Consider the following 19,883-nt stretch of genomic DNA (forward strand, 5'->3'; position numbering starts at 1 on the left):
TGAAGGTATCAGAAAAGAATAATGTCTTGGGCATCCATTTCAGGAGGCCCTGCGCACAGGCGTTTGGCGTCCTGCGGAGGTCGTGCGGACGGCGCGAGCGTGTTGCAGTTCCGTCGCTACCCGCGCGGTCAGGTGAAAGCCGGCGACCGCAGGCTGGCCGGATGTGTCACCCCAGCATGGCCTTGATTCTTGCCATGTGCGATTCGGCGGTCTCGCGCACGATTTCCTTGTCGGCTTCCGGGTCCTTGCCCTGCCAGTGCAGGTCGGCCTGCGGCAGCTCGTGCAGGAAGCGGCTGGGCTGGTTGGTGTGGATCTCGCCGTAGCGTCTGGTGCGGGCGGACCAGGACAGCGTGAGCAACTCCTTGGCGCGGGTGATGCCCACGTACATCAGGCGCCGCTCCTCGTCGATGCGGCCCTCGTCGATGGCGCCCTCGTGCGGCAGCGTGCCTTCCTCGCAGCCGACGATGAAGACGAAGCGGAACTCCAGCCCCTTGGCCGCGTGCATGGTCATCATGCGCACCGCGTTGCCCGGCTCGTCGCGGTCGGCGTGGCTGAGCAGGGCCAGCTGCGCAGCCAGGTCGCCGGCGCTGTTGCCCTTGGCCATGGCGCGGAACCAGTCGGCCAGCTCCTGCAGGTTGGCCATGCGGCGGTCGCGCAAGCTCGCATCGGGCGTGCTGGCGGCGATGTGCGCAGCGTAGCCGGTGCGCTTGAGGATGCGCTCGACCAGATCCGCCGCGCTTTCGTGCAGCGAGGCACTGCGCAGTTCGTCGAGCAGTTCGGAAAAACCCGCCAGCGCGGCGGCCGGGCGCGGCGTGAGCTGGCGCAACACCGCGTCGCTGCGGGTCGCTTCCAGCAGCGAGCAGTGCCTGGACTGGGCGAGCTGGCCGAGCTTCTCCAGCGTGGTCGCGCCGACTTCCCGCTTGGGCACGTTGACCACGCGCAGGAAGGCGGCATCGTCGCTGGGGTTGGTCAGCAGGCGCAGGTAGCAGAGCAGATCCTTCACCTCGGCGCGGTCGAGGAACGAGAGCGCGCCGGTGAGGTGGTAGGGAATGCGTGCCAGGCGCAGCGCCTTTTCCAGCGGACGGGCCTGGAAGTTGCCGCGGTAGAGGATGGCGATGTCGTGCCAGCGCGCCTTGTGCTTCTCGGCCAGCGTGGTGGCGATCGCGGCGACCTTCTCGGCCTCGTGCTCGGCGTCCTTGCATTCCAGCACGCGGATCGGCGCGCCCTCCGGGTGCTCGCTCCAGAGCTTCTTCTCGTGCAGGTGCGGGTTGTTCGCGATCAGCTGGTTGGCCGCGCGCAGGATGCGCTTGCCGCAGCGGTAGTTCTGCTCCAGCTTGATCACGCGCAGGTTGGGCCAGTCGCGGCCGAGCTGGTCGATGTTCTCCGGGTTGGCGCCGCGCCAGGCGTAGATCGACTGGTCGTCGTCACCCACGCAGGTGATGCTGCCGCGCTCGCCGGCGAGGGCCTTGAGCAGCCGGTACTGCGCGTCGTTGGTGTCCTGGTATTCGTCCACCAGCAGGTAGCGCAGCCGCTCGCGCCACGCGTCGCGGCATTCGGTATCCGATTCCAGGATACGCAGCGGCAGGCGGATCAGGTCGTCGAAGTCGACTGCGTTGAAGGCGGCCAGGCGCTGCTGGTACATCTGGTAGATCGTCGCCGCCTCCAGCTCGCGCGGCGCGCGGGCGGCGGCAAGTGCCTCCTCCGGCGAAAGACCGGCGTTCTTGGCGCGGCTGAGCAGGTTGCGGATGCCGAACAGCACATCCGGCTTGGCGCCCTTGGGCGCCAGCTCCTTGACGATGCCTTCGCTGTCATCGGCGTCCAGCACCGAGAAGCCGCGGCGCAATCCGGCGCGCGCGTGTTCGATCTGCAGGAACTTCAGGCCCAGCGCGTGGAACGTGCACACGGTCAGCGCCGCGGCATCCTCGCTGCTGACCAGCTTGCCCACGCGCTCGCGCATCTCGCGCGCGGCCTTGTTGGTGAAGGTGATCGCTGCGATGCGCCCGGCCGCGAGCTTCCGCCGCTGGATCAGATGCGCGATCTTCTGGGTGATCACCGAGGTCTTGCCGGACCCGGCGCCGGCCAGCACCAGCAGCGGGCTGTCGCAGTGTTCGACGGCGGCCAGTTGTTGCGGATTGAGCATGGAGCGGGCGGTGGTACGGGCGGAGGCTGATGGTAGCAGAGCGCCTCTGGCGCACCCGGACGCTTCGGCCATAATCGGGCGGCCATCACAGGTTCGCCGGGGGAGCGGATGGAGCGGGAACAGGCAATCGAATCATGCGACGTGGCGATCATCGGCGGCGGCCCGGCGGGCAGTACCGCCGCGGCGCTGCTGGCTCGACGCGGATACAAGGTGATCGCGCTGGAGAAGGAGCGCCACCCGCGCTTCCACATCGGCGAATCGCTGCTGCCGATGAACCTGCCGATCCTCGAGCGCCTCGGTGTGCTGGACAAGGTCCACGCCATGGGCGTGTTCAAGGCCGGCGCCGACTTCGAGGCCGAGAACGAGCGCGGATACAACGTGTTCTCTTTCGGCCGCGCGTTGTGCCAAAGCCCGCCGCACAGTTACCAGGTGTGGCGGCAGGACTTCGACAAGATGCTCTACGACCACGCACGCGAGTCCGGCGCCGATGCGCGTGAAGGCCAGCAGGTGGTCGCCGTCGATCAGGTCGGCGCGCGGCAGACGCGCCTGGAGGTGAAGACCGACCTGGGCGAGCGCTACACGATCGAGGCGCGCTACCTGATCGACGCCAGCGGCCGCGACGCGTTCCTCTCCACCAGGAAGAAGCTCAAGCGCAAGAATCGCCAGCACCAGAGCGCGGCGCTGTTCACCCGTTTCAGCAACGCGGCGCGGCGCCCTGGCGAGGACGCGGGCAACGTCAGCATCTACCGCTTCGAGCACGGCTGGATGTGGATGATCCCGTTGCCGGACGGCAGCATGAGCGTCGGCGCGGTGTGCTGGCCGGAGTACCTCAAGCGCCGCCGCGGCGACACCCGCGAGTTCCTGCTCGACACGCTCCGGCAGAACGCGCAGCTGTGGCAGCGGCTGGAGGGCGCCGAGCCGATCGACGAGATCCGGGCAGCCGGTAATTACTCCTACGACTCGACGCGCATGGCCGGTCCCGGATGGATGCTGGTCGGCGATGCCTTCGCTTTCCTCGACCCGGTGTTCTCCTCCGGCGTATTCCTGGCGATGGACGCGGCCGAGCGCGCGGTCGAGGTGGTCGACGGCGCATTGCGCGAACCGAAGCGCGAAGCGGCGCTGCAGCGCGCGCTGGAAAGGCGCCTGCGCAAGGGCATGGCGCGCTTCGCCTTCTTCATCTACCGCTTCAACGAGCCGGTGATGCGGCGGATGTTCGCCTCGCCGCGCAACACCTGGCAGCTGGAGCAGGGCGTGATCTCGATGCTGGCCGGCGACCTGTTCGACCCACCGCCGGTGCTGCACAGGCTGCGCGTGTTCAAGATCGTCTACGGCGTGTCCGTGCTGGCCAACCTGCGCCAGTGGTGGGCGGGGCATCGCTATCGCCTGGCGCAGGCGCGCGCGGAATAGTCCCCTACAATGCGCCGTTTCCGCTGACCGCTTCGCCGCCTCATGGCCAAGTTCTACTTCTATTACTCGGCAATGAATGCCGGCAAGACCACCACGCTGCTGCAAAGCGCCTACAACTATCACGAGCGCGGCATGCGCACGCTGATCCTCACTCCCGCGCTGGACGAGCGTTTCGGCGCGGGCGTGGTTGCTTCGCGCATCGGCCTGAAGGCCAATGCGCGTCGCTTCGCTGCGGGCGAGGACCTCTTCGCGCTGGTGGAACAGGACATCGCCGAGCGCGGCGCGCTGCACTGCGTGTTCGTCGACGAGGCGCAGTTCCTGTCCAAGGCGCAGGTGTGGCAGCTCTCCGACGTGGTCGACCGGCTGAACATCCCGGTGCTGGCCTACGGCCTGCGTACCGACTTTCGCGGCGAGCTGTTCGAGGGCAGCCGCTACCTGCTCGCCTGGGCCGACAACCTGGAGGAGATCAAGACCATCTGCCACACCGGCCGCAAGGCCACCATGGTGGTGCGGGTGGACGAGCAGGGCCGCGCGGTGACCGAAGGCCCGCAGGTTGAGATCGGCGGCAACGACCGCTATGTCTCGGTCAGTCGCGCCGAGTTCAAGCACATCACCGAAGGTCGCGGCCGCATCGAACTGCAGCAGAGCGTGCTGCCGCCGGACGACCGGCCCTGATGTTTCGCCAGGCCGGGCGCCCTCTCCTGAAGGACACCCCATGACCGCAACCCCGGAAGCCTGGCCTCGCCCCTACTGGCAGCCGAGCGACGAAACCCTCGTGCTGAACTTCTACGTCTTCGGCCGCTTCGCCGAGGACCTGGCGATTCCCGCCGCGCGCTACGCGAGCCGGGGCTTGCCCGAGGGCGTGGCGCTGCAGCGCTTCGGCCACAACGCGCTGCGTGGCTGGGAGGGCTATCCGCTCAAGGGCGCGCTGGGCGAATTGCTGAAGGAGGATGCGCCCGACGCCTTCGAGCAGGCCCGCTCCACCCCGGACGTACTGGTGGTGCGTGGCGAGCTGGCCGACCGCGACAGCCTCGACTACCTGCGCGACACGATGGGCGTGCTGGCCGGCCTGCTGGACGTGGGCGGCGTCGCGATCCTCGATCCTCAGATCCTCACCCTGTTCGACGCCGAAGCATGGCGCCGGCATTACCTGGTGCCCGGTGGCGCGCCGCCGCGCAACCACGTGCTGATTCTGCGCAACCCGGACGATGAGGGGCGCTCGCACATCCACACGCGCGGCCTGCGCAAGTTCGGCCGTCCGGACCTGAGCCTGCGTCACGTCCCCGATGCGCACGCCGGCCAGGCCGGCATGTTGTGCGAACGGCTGGTGGAACTGCAGGCGCTCGGCGCCCGCTTCGCCGAAGGCCAGCCGCTGGAGGTCGAAGGCCTGCCTGGCGAGCTGGTGGCGCACCCGGGCGGCAGCCTGGACGACCCGCGCTTCAACAACACCCACGTCGCCTTCGACTGGCCGGCCTGACGCGGGTGGCCTTGGGCCCGCCCTGCGGGGTCCGGCGGCGGAGCCACCGGACCCCGGGGAACGCCTACTGCCCGCTCTGGTAGAGCGTCATGTAGCGTCCGGCCGCCACCGCATAGGCGGCACGCGTGACGACCTTGTTCGGGTCGAAGTACGCGTGCATCGTCGGCTGCAGGTCATACGGGCCCTGGGTCACCTTGAAGCGCGCGTTGATCACGCCACGGTCCAGCGCCAGCTGCACGTAGCCGCGCAGGTTCGCCGGCACCTGGCCGGCGTCGTCGACCGGGATGCGCTGGCCCTCGTAGAACGCGGTCAGCGGTCCGCTGAAGGCGCGGGCTTCGGCCTGCAGCGCCAGGCTCTGCACGAGCGAGTAGGCCAGGCTCAGCCGCGTCACGCTGTCGTCCGGGTGGAACTGGCCGCCCCACAGGTTCATTACGCCGTCCTGGCGCTGGCTGGTGTCGCGCAGCGCGCCGCCGGGTGCGATCGCCGACTCGGCGAAGGGATAGGCCTTCTTGCCGGTGCCCAGGTCGGTGAAGCTCGGCTGGCCGTCGAAGGGCAGGTACTGGCGCACGCTCGCGCCCATTACCAGGTACTTGGCCAGGTCACTGCGCTTGAGCGGGTCGTCCGGATGGTAGAGACCATCGGCCAGGCCATCGACCAGCCGGTGGGCGACGGCGAACTCGATCGCCTGGCGCGCCGGGTGGTTGGCGATGTCGCCCAGGCCAGTGTAGCCGCCGCTGTTGAGGAAGCTGACCTCGCCGGTGACCGTGCCCGGCGCGGCGTAGCCATTGGTGACGCCGGCCGGGTCCAGGCCGGTGCCGGAGACCGAGCCGATACCGCGCACGGTGACCTTCCACACGCCCGGCTTGCCCGGCGCGCCGGTGGTGACGGTGTCGCCGAGCACCGGCAGGGAGATCGCCGAACCGTATTCTTCGCCATCCGGATCGATCAGCACCAACGCCAGCGTGTTGGTACCGATGGTCGCGCGGGCGCTGACGAAGGCCACTTCCGGCCCGACCGTGAAGCTCTGCTCGCCGACCGGCCCGACCGGGGCGAAGTCCACCGAGAACGGCACCGGCGGTGCGCCCGGAGTGACCAGCGCGTTGCTGTTGAAGCCATGCAGCGTGTTGACCGTGCCGCCGAAACCGCCGCGGATGCCGGCCGCCTCGGCCACCGCCGTGTAGGCGTTGATGTGGCCGGCACCGACCTCCCAGCCAAGCCGGCCGGTCATGTTGGTGGCGGTGCGCTCGAGGATGTCGCGCACCTGCGCCGGGGTCAGGTTCGGATTGGCCTCCAGCATCAGCGCGATGATGCCGGCCACGTGCGGCGTGGCCATCGAAGTGCCGCTCATGATCGTGTAGAAGGGCAGGTACGCCGCCGGGATCACCTCCGCGTCCTGCTGCGCGGCCAGCGCCGGCAGCGTGCCGGTGGTGTCCCGGGTGGAGATGATGTCCACGCCGGGTGCCACGATGGTCGGCTCGTTGACGTAGGTCCACTGCTTGCCGTCGGGCATGGTGAAGCTGCCGCTCTCGCCACGTTTGCCGCGCGAGGAGAAGTCGGTCAGCACGCCGTTCTTCTCGCTGGCACCGACCGAGATCACCCAGGGCGCCTGCGCGTAGGGGTTGTGGGTGTCCTCGCCCGGGCCGTCATTGCCGGCGGCGAACACGCTCACGATGCCGCGCTTGTAGAGCTCGTAGGAGGCGACATTGACCGGATCGGCCGGGTCGAACTTGCCCGAGCTGCCCCATGAGTTGCTGACCACGCGGATCGGGTTGCGGAAGCTGAACTGGTGGGTCGCGGCGTAGTCCAGGCCACCGACGGCATCCAGGATCAGCAGCACGCCACCGGAGCCATAGCCGACCAGGTCGGCACCCGGCGCCACGCCGGTGTACAGGCCGTTCGAGCGCGCGCCATTGCCGCCGACGATGCCGGCGCAGTGGGTGCCGTGGCCGGAGCCCCAGTCGGTGTTCGGCACGCCTTCGAGGTAGGTGATCGGCAGCGTCGTGTCGTAGGCGGCCAGGTTGGTCAGCGCCTGCGTGTTCTGCACCACATGGGTGCCGTACTGCAGGTCCATGTGCGTCGCGTCGATGCCCGAATCGTTGATCTCGACCGTCACGCCCTTGCCGCTGAAGGGAATCGCGCGGTGGTAATCGGCCGGGTTGGCGGTGGTGCGCGTGGCGCCCGAGAGGCCGTTCGCTTCGGCATCCAGGTAGGTCAGCCGGCGGTTGGCCCAGATCGAGAGGACGTCGTCGCGCTGTGCCAGCGCACGGATCTCTGCCGGCGTCGCCAGCGCCCCGGCGATCGGCAGCGTGCGCATGGTCAGGCCCTGGGTGATGCCCAGCGACTCGAGCACGGCCAGTTGGTCTGACGTGACCGGCCCGGATTGCTTGTAGGTGATCACCACCTGCAAGGGTTCGGCGGTTGCGGCGGCCCCCATCTTCGCCAGCAACTGCGGATCGAGCTGCGCATCCGCGAGCGCCACGCCACTGGCGAGCAAGCCCGCCGCGATGGCGCAGAGACGGAAGGTGGTGTGTCTGATCGACGGCATGAACTTCGACTGCATGCGTAAGCTCCCCGAGACGCCCGCGGGATGGGGCGGTCCGGGGCAGCATTTGCAGGGTCGCGTGAACAACCGGTCGTCTGCTTCCACACCACGGCGTATGGTTGCCTGCCGGGCAGCGAGCCCGGAAAGCCATGCCAGGCAAGCGTTTGCCGGGCGCGGGGCGCGTGCGAGGATGGTTATCCCGAAGCTGAACCTTGACGCCCCGCATGCGCTCCTCTTCGCCCGACGACGACTTCATCGAGCTCTACCCGGAGGCCCTGCCTCCGGCCGCGTGCGCCGCACTGGTCGAGCGCCTCGCGGCAAGCGACGGGCTGCGTCCCGGCCGGGTCGGCGCGGGCGTGTTGCCCGAACTGAAGGACAGCCAGGACCTCGGCATCAGCGGCCTGCCCGCCTGGCAGGACGCCGAGGCAGCGCTCAACCAGGCGGTGTTCGCCGGCCTGCTCGCCTATCTGCGTCGCTACCCGCACGCGCTCGTCGCGCCGCTGATGCTGCAGGTGCCCGGCGCCGACGGCGCACCCGAACGCCTCACGCCCGAGCGCCTGCAGGCGATGGACGATGCGACGCTCGCGCCGCTGGTGGAGACCGTGTTCCGTCCGGGACCGATCAACCTGCAGCGCTATGCCGCCGACCGCGGCGGCTACCCCTACTGGCATTGCGAGCTGTACCCGCGCGATCCCCACGCCGAGACGCTGCACCGGCACCTGCTGTGGACGATCTACCTCAACGACTCATTCGACGAGGGCGAAACCGAGTTCCTGCACCAGCGGCGCAAGGTCGCGCCACGCACCGGCGCGCTGCTGCTGGCGCCGGCGGCCTTCACGCATACCCACCGCGGCAACCGGCCGCGCGGTGGCGACAAGGTGATCGCCACCAGCTGGGTGCTGTTCCAGCGCGCCGAGCAGCTGTACGCAGGCCGCTGATCAGCGCTGGCAGCGCGGGCACCAGAACGTCGAGCGCTGGCCGAGCACGGCCTGGCGGATCGGCGTGCCGCATGCCTTGCACGGTTCGCCGGCGCGGCCGTAGGCGTTGAGCTCGCGGAAGAAGTAACCGGGCGCGCCGTCGGGATTGAGGAAGTCGCGCAACGTGGTGCCGCCCCGCTCGATCGCCCAGCCCAGGATGCGCTTCACCTCCGCGGCGAGCCGCGCGTAGCGCTCGCGCGAGACCCTGCCGGCCGCGCGGCGCGGGTCGATGCCGGCGGCGAACAGCGCCTCGCTGGCGTAGATGTTGCCCACCCCGACCACCACCGCGTTGTCCATCAGGAACAGCTTGACCGCGGCGCTGCGGCCCCGCGACAGGTGCCACAACAGATCGCCGTCGAAGGCGTCGGTGAGCGGCTCGGGGCCCAGCGCGGCGAGCAGCTCATGGGTCTCGCCGGGCGGCTGCCAGAGCAGGCAACCGAAACGGCGCGGATCGGTGAAGCGCAGCACGCGCGCGGGCCGGCCTGCTTCGGCGGCGAGCGCGATGTCGACATGGTCGTGTGCGCCCGGCGGTGCATCCGGCGGCAGCACGCGCAGCATGCCGCTCATGCCCAGGTGCATCAGCGCGCTGCCGGCCTGCGTGTGCAACAGCAGGTACTTGGCGCGGCGCTCGACAGCCTCGATGCGCTGGCCAGGCAGCAGTTCGCGCACCTCGCGCGGGATCGGCCAGCGCAGGTCGGGGCGACGCAGCACCACGCCGGCGACGCGGCGGCCTTCGACGTGCGGAGCGATGCCGCGGCGGGTGGTTTCGACTTCGGGAAGTTCGGGCATGGTGAGGGATGTCTTGGTGGGGCTGGGGCAAGGTCGCCCCCATCCGCCCTGCGGGCACCTTCCCCCGTCTTCACCGGGAGAAGGATCGGAGGCTGTTCCCTGGCGGCGGTCCCGCACGAGACGGTGACCGCAGGAGGGATGCGGAGGTTTCGCCACAAGTCTGCCAATTTGCGGCTGACCCGGTCCTTCCCCCGCACGCGGGGGAAGGTGCCCGAAGGGCGGATGGGGGACGCCTTGCCTCAGGCCTCCCAATCCACATGGAAACTGCCGGGCCGATCGATGCGTTCGAACGTGTGCGCACCGAAATAGTCGCGCTGCGCCTGCAGCAGGTTCGCCGGCAGGTGCTCGCTGCGGTAACCGTCGAACCAGGCGATCGCCGACGCCAGGCAGGGCGTGGCGACGCCACAGGCCACCGCGGTGGCGACCACCTCGCGCAGGGCCTGCTGGTAGCGCGTGGCCGTGTCGGCGAAATAGGGATCGAGCATCAGGTTGGCGAGGTCCGGATCGCGCGTGTAGGCCTCCATGATCCGTTCCAGGAAGCCGGCGCGGATGATGCAGCCGGCGCGGAAGATGCTGGCGATGGTGGCGTAGTCCAGGTCCCAGGCGTGCGCCGTGGAGGCGGCGCGCAGCTGGGCGAACCCCTGCGCGTAGGAGACCAGCTTGCCCAGGTACAGCGCGCGGCGCACCGACTCGACGAATGCCGTGCGATCGCCGGTGAACGTGGCGTCGGGACCGTGCAGCACGCGGCTGGCGGCGAGGCGCTCGTCCTTCTGCGCCGACAGGCCGCGCGCGAACACCGCCTCGGTGATCAGTGGCAGCGGCACGCGCATCTCCAGCGCGTCCTGGCAGGTCCACTGGCCGGTGCCCTTCTGCAGCGCGCGGTCCATGATCATGTCGACCAGGTCGTTGCCGCTGTCGGGATCCTTGCGGGTGAAGATGTGCGAGGTGATGCCGATCAGGTAGCTGTCCAGCTCGCCGCGGTTCCAGTCCGCATAGACGCGCGCCAGCTCGGTATTGGACAGGCCCAGCACCTGGCGCAGCACCGCGTAGCTCTCGGCGATCAGCTGCATGTCGCCGTATTCGATGCCGTTGTGCACCATCTTCACGTAGTGGCCGGCGCCGTTGGGGCCCATCCAGGCCACGCAGGGCGTGCCGTCCGGTGCGCGTGCGGCGATCTGGGTCAGGATCGGCTCGACCTTCGCATACGCCTCGCGGGGGCCGCCCGGCATGATCGACGGCCCGAGCAGCGCGCCTTCCTCGCCGCCGGAAACACCGCAGCCGATGAAGTGGAAGCCGGCCGCCTGCATCGTTTGTTCGCGGCGGATGGTATCGCGGTAGTAGCTGTTGCCGCCGTCGATCACGATGTCGCCCGGTTCGAGCAGCGGCTTGAGCGCCTTGAGCATCGCATCGACCGGCGGGCCAGCCTTGATCATCAGCAGGATGCGCCGCGGGCGCTCGAGCGACGCGACGAAGGCGGGCAGCTCGTGGAAGGGCACCAGGCGGCGGTCGGGATGGGTCGCCATGACATGGTCGGTGAAGGCGCCGTCGTGGTCGTAGACGGAGACCGCGTGGCCGCGGCTTTCGATGTTCAGCGCCAGGCTGCGTCCCATCACGCCCATGCCGAACACACCCATCACCTGCTCGCTCATCGCGCGCTCCTTCGGTCTTCGATCCGTTTCATATGGGACCGCCGCGTCCACGCCACAAGCGCCCGGCGCCTTCCTACGGGATCAGTGGATGCGTTCGGCGTTCTGCGTGGCCGGGCGGGGTGTGTAACGCAGCGGTACCAGGGCGATCCGGTGACCCGCGCGCACGTAACGCAGCGGCCCGGTCACGGCGGTGGTGCCGAAATCGAGCACCTGGCCATCCAGCGCGAGCTGTGCGAGCGGCGGTGCCAAACCGAGTTTCGCCGCATCGAAATCGGCCGCGGGCCGCCAGCTGACGACCGGTGCCTGCGCGATCTCGGTGAGCTCCTGCAGCCGGCCGTCATCGGCACGCTTGCCGTTGGCTTGCCACCAGTGGCCGTCGTGGCGACGGTAGCGCTCCGGCGGCTGGCCAGGCAGGGCGAGCGTCACGGACGTGATCGTGGCCGGATCCAGCGCCAGCAGCGTGCCGGGCGCCTGGCGCTGGTCGTGCAGGTACTGCACGGCGGCCAGCGCCAGTAGCGCCAACGCGATCGCGCCGACGATCCAGCGCTGGCGTGCCTTGCGCCGCATCAACGCCGGCGCCGGCGCCAGGTCAGCACGCCGCCGATGACCAGGAGCAGCAGCGGCAGCGCGATCAGGAAGCCCAGGCTGACCACGTTGAGTCCGGTCTGCGAGAGTTCCAGCACGCGGTCCGGTGCGCCGCGCGGCGGCAGGCTCACCAGCGCGTCGTCGCCGAGCAGCCAGTCGAACACGCGTTCGCCCAGCGCACGGTTGCCGCCGTTGCCCAGGAACGTATTGGACAGGAAATCGCCGTCGCCGATCACCGCCACGCGCTGCTGGCTCTTGTCCGGACTCGGCGACAGGCGCGACAAGGCCAGGCCGAAGGCCAGCGGCCCCTTCAGTTCGCCCGCCGCGGCGTCGTAGCGGATGGTCGAGCTCGACGCGTTTTCGATCGGCTGGAATTCGGTCCAGCTCTGCGGCCCCGATTCGAGGAAGTCCTGCACCGCCCAGTCGTTGCGGTTGACCTGCGCCAGCGCGGCCACCTGCGGGAACAGCGTGGTGAGCATGAAGCCGCGCGTGATCGCATGCGGCGGATAGGCGCCCAGTGCGATCAGCCGCGGATCCTTCAGGCCCAAAGCCGCGCCGCCGCCGTCGACCAGCACGCCCGGCAGCACGCGCAGGCCCAGCGCATCGGCGAGCGGCGCAAGGTTGAGGTCGCTGTTGGCCGGCTCGGTGAGCCACAACAGGTTGCCGCCGTTGGCCAGGTAATCGACCAGTGCGCGCACGGCGCCCGGCTCGAGGGCCAGCGAGGGGCTGGCCAGCACCACCAGGTCGGTGTGCTGCGGGACCGCGGTGACCTGCGCGAAGTTGAGCGGCACTGCACGCATGCCGCGGCTTTCCAGCTGCGCCATGAAGGTGCCCAGGTCGGCGTTGGCCTGGCCGTCCGCGCGGCGTTCGCCGTCTCCGGTAACGAAGGCGACGATGCGCTCGCCGCCGCGGGCCAGCCGCTCCAGCGCGTTGGTCAGGCTGCGCTCGGACAATTCGTCCAGCCGCTGCTCGCGGCCGCGGTAGTGCACGATGATCGCGCCGTCGACGGTGATGCCCAGCTCGCGCATCTTCGCCGGGTCCTGTTGCGGGTCGACGAAGCGCAGCGTCAGATCGGGCTTGGCACGGCGGTAGCGCTCGAGGAAGCCGGCGATCGTCGGGCGCAGGTCGCCCTGGGGGTTCGCATAGCTGACGATCCCGACCGGCCCGTCGAGCTGGTCGAGCACGGCGCGGCTCTCCGGCGACAGGCTGGCGCGTCCGCCCGCGGTCCAGTCGGCGACGAAGACATGCCGCGTGGTGAGGTAACCGACGGCGCCCGCGCCGATGAGCAGGGCCAGCGCGAAGAGCCAGCCGTCCAGGCGTCCGAATAGCGTGCGCATCAGCCGCGCTCCCGTTCAGCCGCGACGCGGCGGATCGCCAGCGCCAGGCAGACCACTGTCAGCAGCGCGAACCACGCCACGTCGACGCTGGTCACCAGCCCGCGCAGCAGCGGCTGCAGGTGCGAGCTCATCGCCAGCCAGTTGATCGCGCCGCCTTCCATGCCGGCCAGCTGGGCGCCCATGTTCACCGCCCACAGTCCCAGCGTGAGCACCAGCGCGGCGGCCGCGGCGAGGGCCGGATGCGAGGCGAATGCCGAACAGGCCAGCCCCAACGCAGCAAGCGAGGCGAGCAGCAACGCCATGCCGAGCGTGGCGGCGGCGAGCTTGCCCCAGTCGATCGCGGTCGCGTGCGCCAGCGCCGCCGGCATGGCCAGCACCAGCGCCAGCCAGGCCAGCAACCACACCAGCAGTGCTGCGTACTTGCCCAGCACGATGCGCGAGGGCGACAGGCCCATGCCGAGCAGCAGCGTCAGGCGTCCCTCGCGACGTTCGCCGGCCAGGGCCGACATCGACAACAAGGGCACCACCAGGAAAGCGAGCTCGGCCAGCTTGGCCAGCAGCGGCACGGCCACCAGGTCGGTGTAGCCGGGGCCGTCGGGCAGGGCGGCCAGGCGGATCTGCGCGGCGAGGAAGCTGCCCAGCAGCAGAGTGAAATTCCACGCCAGCCAGGCGAGCGTGAGCGCCCCGAGCACCCAGGCGAGCGGGCGCACGAACAGCCGGCGCAGTTCCAGTCGCGTCATGGCCAGCGCGCTCACGCGGCGGCCTTCGCGGTGGCGATGGCGAAGAAGCGCTCCTCGAGCGCGGCGTGGTCGCCGGCGTCCAGCGTACCGGCGTGGCGCAACGTACCGTCATGCAGGATCGCCACGCGATCGCACACCGCGGTGACCTCCGCCAGCACGTGGGTGGACAGGATCACCGCGGTCCCGGCGGCGGCCTGTTCGCGGATCAGCGCGCGCAGCGCGGCGACCTGCACCGGATCGAGCGCGTTGCCGGGCTCGTCCAGCACCAGCAGCGCCGGCTGGTGCAGCAGCGCGCAGGCCAGTCCCAGCCGCTGGCGCTGGCCCTGCGAGAGCACGCCGGCGAGGCGGCGTTCCAGCGGGGCGAGTTCCAGTCGCTCGACCATGCGCGCGCATGCCTGCCTGAGTGCCGCGCCCTTGAGTCCACGCAGGCGACCGTGCGCGTCCAGATGTTCCCCCACCGTCAGTTCCTGCCACAGCGGGGCACGTTCGGGCAGCCAGCCCACCAGGCGGCGCGCGAGTGCCGGCTGCTCGGCCAGATCCTCGCCGTCGAGCAGGATGCGCCCACTGTCGGGCGCCAGTGCGCCGGCGATCATCGACAGCGTGGTCGACTTGCCCGCGCCGTTGACGCCCAGCAGGCCCAGCACCTGGCCGCGATCGAGCGTGAGGTCGAGGTCGCTCACCGCGGCCCGTCCGGCGCGGCGGCGGCTGGCTTTCTCCAGCGTTAACAGCGGTTGTGGCAGAGTCATTGCATGATTGTCACGGCGACCCCACGTTTGCACAACCTGCGGGGCGCTTCACGCATGCGCGAAGCGCAAAGCGCCATGCTGGCGGGTACGGAAACCCCTCCGATAGACTGCCTCTCAACTTCCCCGGTGTTTTCCTGATGCTCGATGCGGTGCTGACATTCCTTTCCAACGGCGTGACCCACGCCGGTTGGCTTGCCATGCTGGTCTACATGCTGGTGATGACCCAGCTCACCATCTTCACGGTGACGCTGTACCTGCATCGCAGCCAGACCCATCGCGGGGTGGATTTCCACCCGGTGCTGGCGCATTTCTTCCGTTTCTGGGGCTGGTTGACCACCGGCATGGTCACCAAGGAGTGGGTGGCGGTGCACCGCAAGCACCACGCCAAGGTGGAGACCGAGGAAGATCCGCACAGCCCGATGATCTACGGCATCAAGAAGGTGTTCTGGGACGGCGTTTCGCTGTACCGGGATGCCTGCGAGTCGAAGCAGGACATGGAACAGTACGGTCGCGGCACGCCCGATGACTGGGTCGAGCACAAGCTTTACGGCGCGCACCCCTACTGGGGCCCGACCCTGATGCTGCTCATCAGCCTCGCGCTCTTCGGCGTGATCGGCGCGGCGCTGTGGGCGGTGCAGATGATCTGGATCCCGTTCTGGGCGGCCGGGTTCGTCAACGGCATCGGCCACTGGGCCGGTTACCGCAACTTCGAAAGTGCCGACACCGCCCGCAACCTGCTGCCGTGGGGTTTCTGGATCGGCGGCGAAGAGCTGCACAACAACCACCATGCGTTCCCGAGCTCGGCCAAGTTCGCCCTGCGCAAGTGGGAGTTCGACATCGGTTGGGCGGCGATCTGCGGGCTGCGCGCGGTGGGCCTGGCCAAGGTGCTGCGCGTGGCGCCGGCGCTGGACGTGCGCCCGAACGTGAACCTGCCCGACGCCGAGACGCTGAAGGCCGTGCTCACGCACCGCTTCCAGGCGATGACCGACTACTACCGCGGCGTGATCATGCCGACCCTGCGCGAGGAAGCCGTCCACGCCGGCGACAACCTCAAGGCGATGCCGCGCCGGATGCGCCGCGCGCTGGCCGACGGCGGCCGCTGGCTGGACAGCGAAGGCAGTGCGCGCCTGCAGGCCGTGCTGGCCAAGCGTCCGACCCTGCTCACCGTGTGCGACTTCCGCAACCGCCTGGCGGCCCTGATGGAGCAGCGTGGCGCCGAGCAGACCCTCAAGGGCCTGCAGCAGTGGATCGCCGAGGCCGAGCAGAGCGGCATCCGCTCGCTGCAGGAGTTCGCGGGACGGCTGAAGGGCTACCGCGTCGCCAACGCCTGAGCAACCCGACGCATGACAAAAGGCCCGCCTCCATGGCGGGCCTTTTTTTTTCGCCTGCGTAGGTGGGCTTCAGCCCACCGCTCTTGTTCTGCCACCGGCCGGTGGGCTGAAGCTCCCCGCGCGGCGCCGGCGTTACAGCTTCGCAGGCCCCCGCGCCAGCCAGCGATCGATCGTGCGCTTTTCGTAGCGCAACGGATCGGTGTCGGAGAACCCGCCCGGGCTGTCGTACATGAAGCCCAGGTCGGTGAGTTTGCGTTCGCCTTCGCGCAGGACCTGTCCCTGGCCGTCGAGCAGGCGGAAGTACAGGGTGATGCGCGGCGGGTAGACCTCCTTGACCACGCGTACCGGTTGCAGTGAACCCATCGAGGGTACGTAAGAGCCGGCGCGGTCGATGTCGGTCACGACGATGTCGAGCGTCTGGCCCGGTTGCAGTTCGGTCGCGGCCTTTTTCTCGATGTAGGCCTTGAGGGTCCCGAGATAGTCCGAATCGGCACGCGACGGGGCGAACGCCCGCACTTCCTTCGTTTCGGTGAAGTTCTCCGGGTGGTCGTAGCGGACGGTGACGGTGCCGGCGGCAGCCGCCGCCGTCGACATCGCGAGGGCAAGGGCCAGGCCGATGGTGCGGCAGAGGGGGAGCTTGGACATGGCGTATCTCCGATGGCGATGCGAAGCCGGACTGGGGACGCAAGCGCGGCGCGGGGTTTCCCGCCTGCGTGGAAACGCACCGGCGCAGGCACGGTGGACAGCCTCCCCGATGCGATGTTCCGTGGCACTAGTCGAGGAAGCGCCAGGCCTGCGCCGGCTCGGGCAGCCGGCAGCTGGCGCGCTGCCCGAACAGCCGGTACCGGTGACGGGCGATCCAGCGGTAGGCCGGATCGCGGCAGGCACGCGGAACGGCCTGCAGCAACGCCGCAGCCAGGCGCCAGCGTCCGCCGAAGCCACGCAGGACCTGCGCGATGGCGTCCGTCTCGGTCTGTCCACGCCCGTCCTGCACCAGCAGGAACGACACCGGGTCGTCCGCCGACAGGCCATGGGCCTGCAGCAGCGCGCGCCCATGCGCGCCCTGCATGGCGGCGAGGCGGAAGCGGCCCGCGTGGTCGTGGCGGAGCACGAAGTCGACCCAGCGGCTGCACAGCACGCAGACGCCGTCGAAGACGATGATCGCGGGCTGGTCAGCCATCGACCGGCTCCAGCTAACCGCGGTAGGCGACCAGTCGCCCCACCAGCGGCAACCGCGCGTCGATATCGAAGGCGTAGCGTCCCGCCTGGGTGCCGCTGCACGAAAGCACCGAGCCGAACCAGGCGCGCGGAAGCGGCAAGCCCAGCAGGCTGCCGCCGCAGAGTTGCCAGTCGATCGCGTCGTCCGCGCGGCGCAGCTCGAAGTGCAGCGTCACCGGGCCGAGCCGTTCGTGCAGCCGGCCGCCGCGAGGGCCCGCGGTCAGGCGCGAGCGCATGCGGCCGCCAGCGAAGCGCCGCGTCCAGGTTTCATGGGCGCGATGCCATTCGATCAACAGCTCGACGGCCTGTGACGGGCCCGGCTCGGGCAGTCCCAGCAGCCGGCGCAGGAGCCGCGCCGGCAGGTGCGTCGCTCCCTTCACTTCGGCCAGCAACCGCCCGTACGTGCGGCGCCTCGCCATGCAACTGGCGCACCGGCGCCGCCAGCGCATGCCATTGTTCGCCGAGCAGTGCAGGGAACAGGGCGCCAGCCATGGCGCGCATCATAAGCGGGCGGAAGCTCCCGCGCGCGCAAAAGAAAACCCGCCGTGGGGCGGGTTCTCTTCGGAGATCACTTGATCTTGCCTTCCTTGTAGATCACGTGCTTGCGCACGACCGGATCGTACTTCTTGAACTCGAACTTTTCCGGCGTGTTCTTCTTGTTCTTCTGCGTGGTGTAGAAGTGGCCGGTGCCGGCCGAGGAGATCAGGCGGATCTTGTCTTGGGTCTTGTTAGCCATGGTTCAATCCTCAGACCTTCTCGCCGCGGGCACGCAGCTGGGCGATCACGGCCTCGATGCCATTCTTGTCGATGGTGCGCAGCGCGGCGTTGGAAACGCGCAGCTTCACCCAACGGTTCTCGCTGGCGACCCAGAAGCGGCGCTCATGCAGGTTCGGCAACCAGCGGCGACGGGTCTTGTTGTTGGCGTGCGAGACGTTGTTGCCGGTCTGCACACCCTTTCCGGTGACTTGACATACACGGGCCATGAGGGCCTCCGTAATCGGTAGTTTGACCGCCCGTTGGCCAGGACGGCATCGGCCCAGCGGCGCTTGCGGCGCCACGCAATGCTGGAGGGTGTTGCACTTCGAGAAGGGCCGGCTTGCGTTTCCGCATCGCGTCGCGGAAGGCCCGAGGTCGGGGCAGCCCTGGATCGAGCCGCGTATTCTCCCGGAAAAACAGCATCCTGCGCAAGTCTTCCAGGCTGCCGGCCCATGGCGGGGCGGCCGGATGTATGGAACAATCCCACTCTTTGCTCCGCCGCACTCACGAATTCGAGGGATTCCACGATGGCTGAAGTCACGCCCGCCAACGACCAGGCCGCCGGCCAGGCCATGCCGCAGCTGATGCTGCAGAAGATCTACGTCAAGGACGTGTCCTTCGAGGCGCCCAACGCGCCGCAGATCTTCCAGGACATTGGCGAGGACGGCCAGGTCCAGCCGCAGGTGCAGCTGAACCTGGGCCAGCGCGCCACCGACCTGGGCAACAGCCTGTACGAGGTGGTGCTGAGCCTGACCCTGACCTGCACCATCGGCGAGCGCACCGCCTATCTGGCCGAAGTGCACCAGGCCGGCGTGTTCGGCATTGCCGGCTTCAATGAGCAGGACCACGCCGGCATCATCGGCAGCTACTGCCCGAACCTGCTGTTCCCGTACGCCCGCCAGGTGATCTCCTCGCTGGTGCTGGAGGGTGGCTTCCCGCCGTTCCTGCTGCAGCCGATCAACTTCGACGCGCTGTTCGCCGAGCAGCAGCGCCGCATGGCCGGTGGCGGCGAGGCGCCGACGCTCAACAGCTGACGCCGACCATCCATGCGGGACCAACCGATCCTCGCGGTGCTCGGCGCCGGCTCCTGGGGCACCGCGCTGGCTGCGCTGGCCGCGCGCAACGGCGTCACCACGCGCCTGTGGGGCCGCGACCGCGCGGCGCTGGCCGCGATGGCGCAAAGCCGCCGAAACCAGCGTTACCTGCCCGACCTCGAGCTGCCGGCCGCGCTCGCCTATGAGCCTGAACTGGCGGTGGCCGTGCGCGATGCCGACATCGTGCTCATCGTCGTGCCCAGTCACGCCTTCGCCGCGATGCTGGACGAGCTCGCGCCGCTGCTCGGCCCCGACACCGCGATCGCCTGGGCAACCAAGGGGTTCGAGCCGGGCACCGGCCGCTTCCTGCACGAACTGGTGGCGCAGAAGCTGCCGGGCCGCGCGGCCGCGGTGGTGACCGGTCCGTCGTTCGCGCGCGAGGTCGCCGCGGGGCTGCCCAGTGCGGTCACCGTGCATTCGGACGACGAGGCTTTCGCCAAGGCGCTGGCTGCCTTGCTTCACGCGCCCAATTTCCGCGCCTATTCGGGCAACGACGTGCTGGGTGCCGAGCTCGGCGGTGCGATGAAGAACGTGCTGGCGGTGGCTACCGGCGTCGCCGACGGCATGCAGCTGGGCCTCAACGCCCGCGCCGGCCTGATCACCCGCGGCATGAACGAGATGCTGCGCCTGGGCCTGGCGCTCGGCGCGCGTCCGGAAACCCTGATGGGCCTTTCCGGCCTGGGCGACCTGGTGCTGACCTGCACTGGCGATCTCTCGCGCAACCGGCGGCTCGGCCTGGCGCTGGGGCAGGGCATCGCGCTGGACGAGGCGGTTCGCCAGATCGGCCAGGTGGTCGAAAGCGTGGTCACCGCCGACGAGGTGTCGCGCCTGGCCGAGCAGCACGGCCTGGAGTTGCCCATCGCCAACGGCGTGCGCGCCGTGCTGCACGGCGAGGTCACCCCGGTCGAAGGCGTGCGCATGCTGATGGCGCGCGAGCAGAAGCCCGAATACCCGCAGGGCCTGTTCGGCAACGCCTGACCGTTATCTGCTCCTCTCCCTCCGGGGAGACGAGCGGGGGAAGGGGCGGGATTCGCCCGAAGCCCCTTCCCGCATTCAGGCCGGGTGAATCGCCTGCGTCGCGCGCCGCGCCAGCCA

The 19,883-nt window shown here is 69.5% G+C and carries 20 protein-coding genes; 7 read left to right on the forward strand and 13 right to left on the reverse strand.

Features of this window, described 5'->3' with window-relative positions; all coding sequences use genetic code 11:
- Positions 1–166: 166 nt before the first annotated feature.
- On the reverse strand, positions 167–2,140 hold the full coding sequence (locus tag ACFWZU_RS04940; protein ID WP_439700317.1) for a UvrD-helicase domain-containing protein: 1,974 nt from the start codon (positions 2,138–2,140) through the stop codon (positions 167–169).
- Between the two features lie 108 nt (positions 2,141–2,248).
- Between ACFWZU_RS04940 and ACFWZU_RS04945 the strand changes: the two genes are divergently transcribed.
- Genes ACFWZU_RS04945 through ACFWZU_RS04955 form a run of 3 tightly spaced genes read left to right on the forward strand, consistent with a single transcriptional unit; the run spans position 2,249 to position 5,024 of the window.
- Positions 2,249–3,547 (forward strand): NAD(P)/FAD-dependent oxidoreductase, encoded by a 1,299-nt coding sequence (locus tag ACFWZU_RS04945; protein WP_439700318.1) that lies wholly within the window; start codon positions 2,249–2,251, stop codon positions 3,545–3,547.
- Between the two features lie 42 nt (positions 3,548–3,589).
- Entirely contained in the window at positions 3,590–4,222 is a 633-nt protein-coding gene (locus tag ACFWZU_RS04950) for a thymidine kinase (RefSeq protein ID WP_439700319.1), read from the forward strand.
- Positions 4,223–4,262: 40 nt separating this feature from the next.
- On the forward strand, positions 4,263–5,024 hold the full coding sequence (locus ACFWZU_RS04955; protein WP_439700320.1) for a hypothetical protein: 762 nt from the start codon (positions 4,263–4,265) through the stop codon (positions 5,022–5,024).
- 64 nt (positions 5,025–5,088) lie between these two features.
- Here the strand turns inward: ACFWZU_RS04955 and ACFWZU_RS04960 are convergent, their stop codons facing one another.
- Positions 5,089–7,584, reverse strand: a complete 2,496-nt coding sequence (locus ACFWZU_RS04960) for a S8 family serine peptidase (RefSeq protein ID WP_439700321.1) — start codon at positions 7,582–7,584, stop codon at positions 5,089–5,091.
- Between the two features lie 206 nt (positions 7,585–7,790).
- Between ACFWZU_RS04960 and ACFWZU_RS04965 the strand changes: the two genes are divergently transcribed.
- Complete coding sequence (locus tag ACFWZU_RS04965; RefSeq protein WP_439700322.1) at positions 7,791–8,504, forward strand: 2OG-Fe(II) oxygenase; 714 nt, start codon at positions 7,791–7,793, stop codon at positions 8,502–8,504.
- Here the strand turns inward: ACFWZU_RS04965 and mutM are convergent, their stop codons facing one another.
- The 6 genes from mutM to ACFWZU_RS04995 all read right to left on the reverse strand — a co-directional run bounded on the left by mutM (position 8,505) and on the right by ACFWZU_RS04995 (position 14,389).
- On the reverse strand, positions 8,505–9,332 hold the full coding sequence (gene mutM, locus ACFWZU_RS04970) for a bifunctional DNA-formamidopyrimidine glycosylase/DNA-(apurinic or apyrimidinic site) lyase (RefSeq protein WP_439700323.1): 828 nt from the start codon (positions 9,330–9,332) through the stop codon (positions 8,505–8,507).
- A 239-nt stretch (positions 9,333–9,571) separates the two neighbouring features.
- Positions 9,572–10,981 carry an NADP-dependent phosphogluconate dehydrogenase gene (gndA, locus tag ACFWZU_RS04975; RefSeq protein ID WP_439700324.1) on the reverse strand — a complete coding sequence of 470 codons (1,410 nt, stop codon included), beginning with the start codon at positions 10,979–10,981 and terminating at the stop codon, positions 9,572–9,574.
- Positions 10,982–11,062: 81 nt separating this feature from the next.
- Positions 11,063–11,548: a hypothetical protein gene (locus ACFWZU_RS04980; RefSeq protein WP_439700325.1), complete on the reverse strand. Its 486-nt coding sequence runs from the start codon at positions 11,546–11,548 to the stop codon at positions 11,063–11,065.
- Positions 11,548–12,903, reverse strand: a complete 1,356-nt coding sequence (locus ACFWZU_RS04985; RefSeq protein ID WP_439700326.1) for a GldG family protein — start codon at positions 12,901–12,903, stop codon at positions 11,548–11,550. The genes ACFWZU_RS04980 and ACFWZU_RS04985 overlap by 1 nt, the downstream gene beginning before the upstream one ends.
- On the reverse strand, positions 12,903–13,643 hold the full coding sequence (locus ACFWZU_RS04990; protein ID WP_439700488.1) for an ABC transporter permease: 741 nt from the start codon (positions 13,641–13,643) through the stop codon (positions 12,903–12,905). The genes ACFWZU_RS04985 and ACFWZU_RS04990 overlap by 1 nt, the downstream gene beginning before the upstream one ends.
- Before the next feature lie 11 nt (positions 13,644–13,654).
- Positions 13,655–14,389, reverse strand: a complete 735-nt coding sequence (locus ACFWZU_RS04995; RefSeq protein WP_439700327.1) for an ABC transporter ATP-binding protein — start codon at positions 14,387–14,389, stop codon at positions 13,655–13,657.
- 137 nt (positions 14,390–14,526) lie between these two features.
- Here ACFWZU_RS04995 and ACFWZU_RS05000 point away from each other — a divergent pair, with 137 nt between their 5' ends.
- Complete coding sequence (locus ACFWZU_RS05000) at positions 14,527–15,720, forward strand: DesA family fatty acid desaturase (protein WP_439700328.1); 1,194 nt, start codon at positions 14,527–14,529, stop codon at positions 15,718–15,720.
- Between the two features lie 132 nt (positions 15,721–15,852).
- Here the strand turns inward: ACFWZU_RS05000 and ACFWZU_RS05005 are convergent, their stop codons facing one another.
- The 5 genes from ACFWZU_RS05005 to rpmB form a co-directional block, all read right to left on the reverse strand.
- Positions 15,853–16,365, reverse strand: a complete 513-nt coding sequence (locus ACFWZU_RS05005) for a DUF3016 domain-containing protein (protein WP_439700329.1) — start codon at positions 16,363–16,365, stop codon at positions 15,853–15,855.
- A gap of 127 nt (positions 16,366–16,492) precedes the next feature.
- Entirely contained in the window at positions 16,493–16,900 is a 408-nt protein-coding gene (locus ACFWZU_RS05010) for a thiol-disulfide oxidoreductase DCC family protein (protein WP_439700330.1), read from the reverse strand.
- Positions 16,901–16,913: 13 nt separating this feature from the next.
- Positions 16,914–17,357 (reverse strand): DUF4166 domain-containing protein, encoded by a 444-nt coding sequence (locus ACFWZU_RS05015; protein ID WP_439700331.1) that lies wholly within the window; start codon positions 17,355–17,357, stop codon positions 16,914–16,916.
- 149 nt (positions 17,358–17,506) lie between these two features.
- Positions 17,507–17,674 carry a 50S ribosomal protein L33 gene (gene rpmG / locus ACFWZU_RS05020; protein ID WP_017463578.1) on the reverse strand — a complete coding sequence of 56 codons (168 nt, stop codon included), beginning with the start codon at positions 17,672–17,674 and terminating at the stop codon, positions 17,507–17,509.
- A gap of 10 nt (positions 17,675–17,684) precedes the next feature.
- Complete coding sequence (gene rpmB, locus ACFWZU_RS05025) at positions 17,685–17,921, reverse strand: 50S ribosomal protein L28 (RefSeq protein ID WP_209619039.1); 237 nt, start codon at positions 17,919–17,921, stop codon at positions 17,685–17,687.
- A 300-nt stretch (positions 17,922–18,221) separates the two neighbouring features.
- Between rpmB and secB the strand changes: the two genes are divergently transcribed.
- Entirely contained in the window at positions 18,222–18,728 is a 507-nt protein-coding gene (gene secB, locus ACFWZU_RS05030; protein WP_439700332.1) for a protein-export chaperone SecB, read from the forward strand.
- Between the two features lie 12 nt (positions 18,729–18,740).
- Positions 18,741–19,766: an NAD(P)H-dependent glycerol-3-phosphate dehydrogenase gene (locus ACFWZU_RS05035; RefSeq protein WP_439700333.1), complete on the forward strand. Its 1,026-nt coding sequence runs from the start codon at positions 18,741–18,743 to the stop codon at positions 19,764–19,766.
- Positions 19,767–19,883 lie beyond the last annotated feature (117 nt).

This window comes from Frateuria sp. GZRR33 (genome assembly GCF_051900425.1).
Taxonomy (GTDB): Bacteria; Pseudomonadota; Gammaproteobacteria; order Xanthomonadales; family Rhodanobacteraceae; genus Frateuria_A.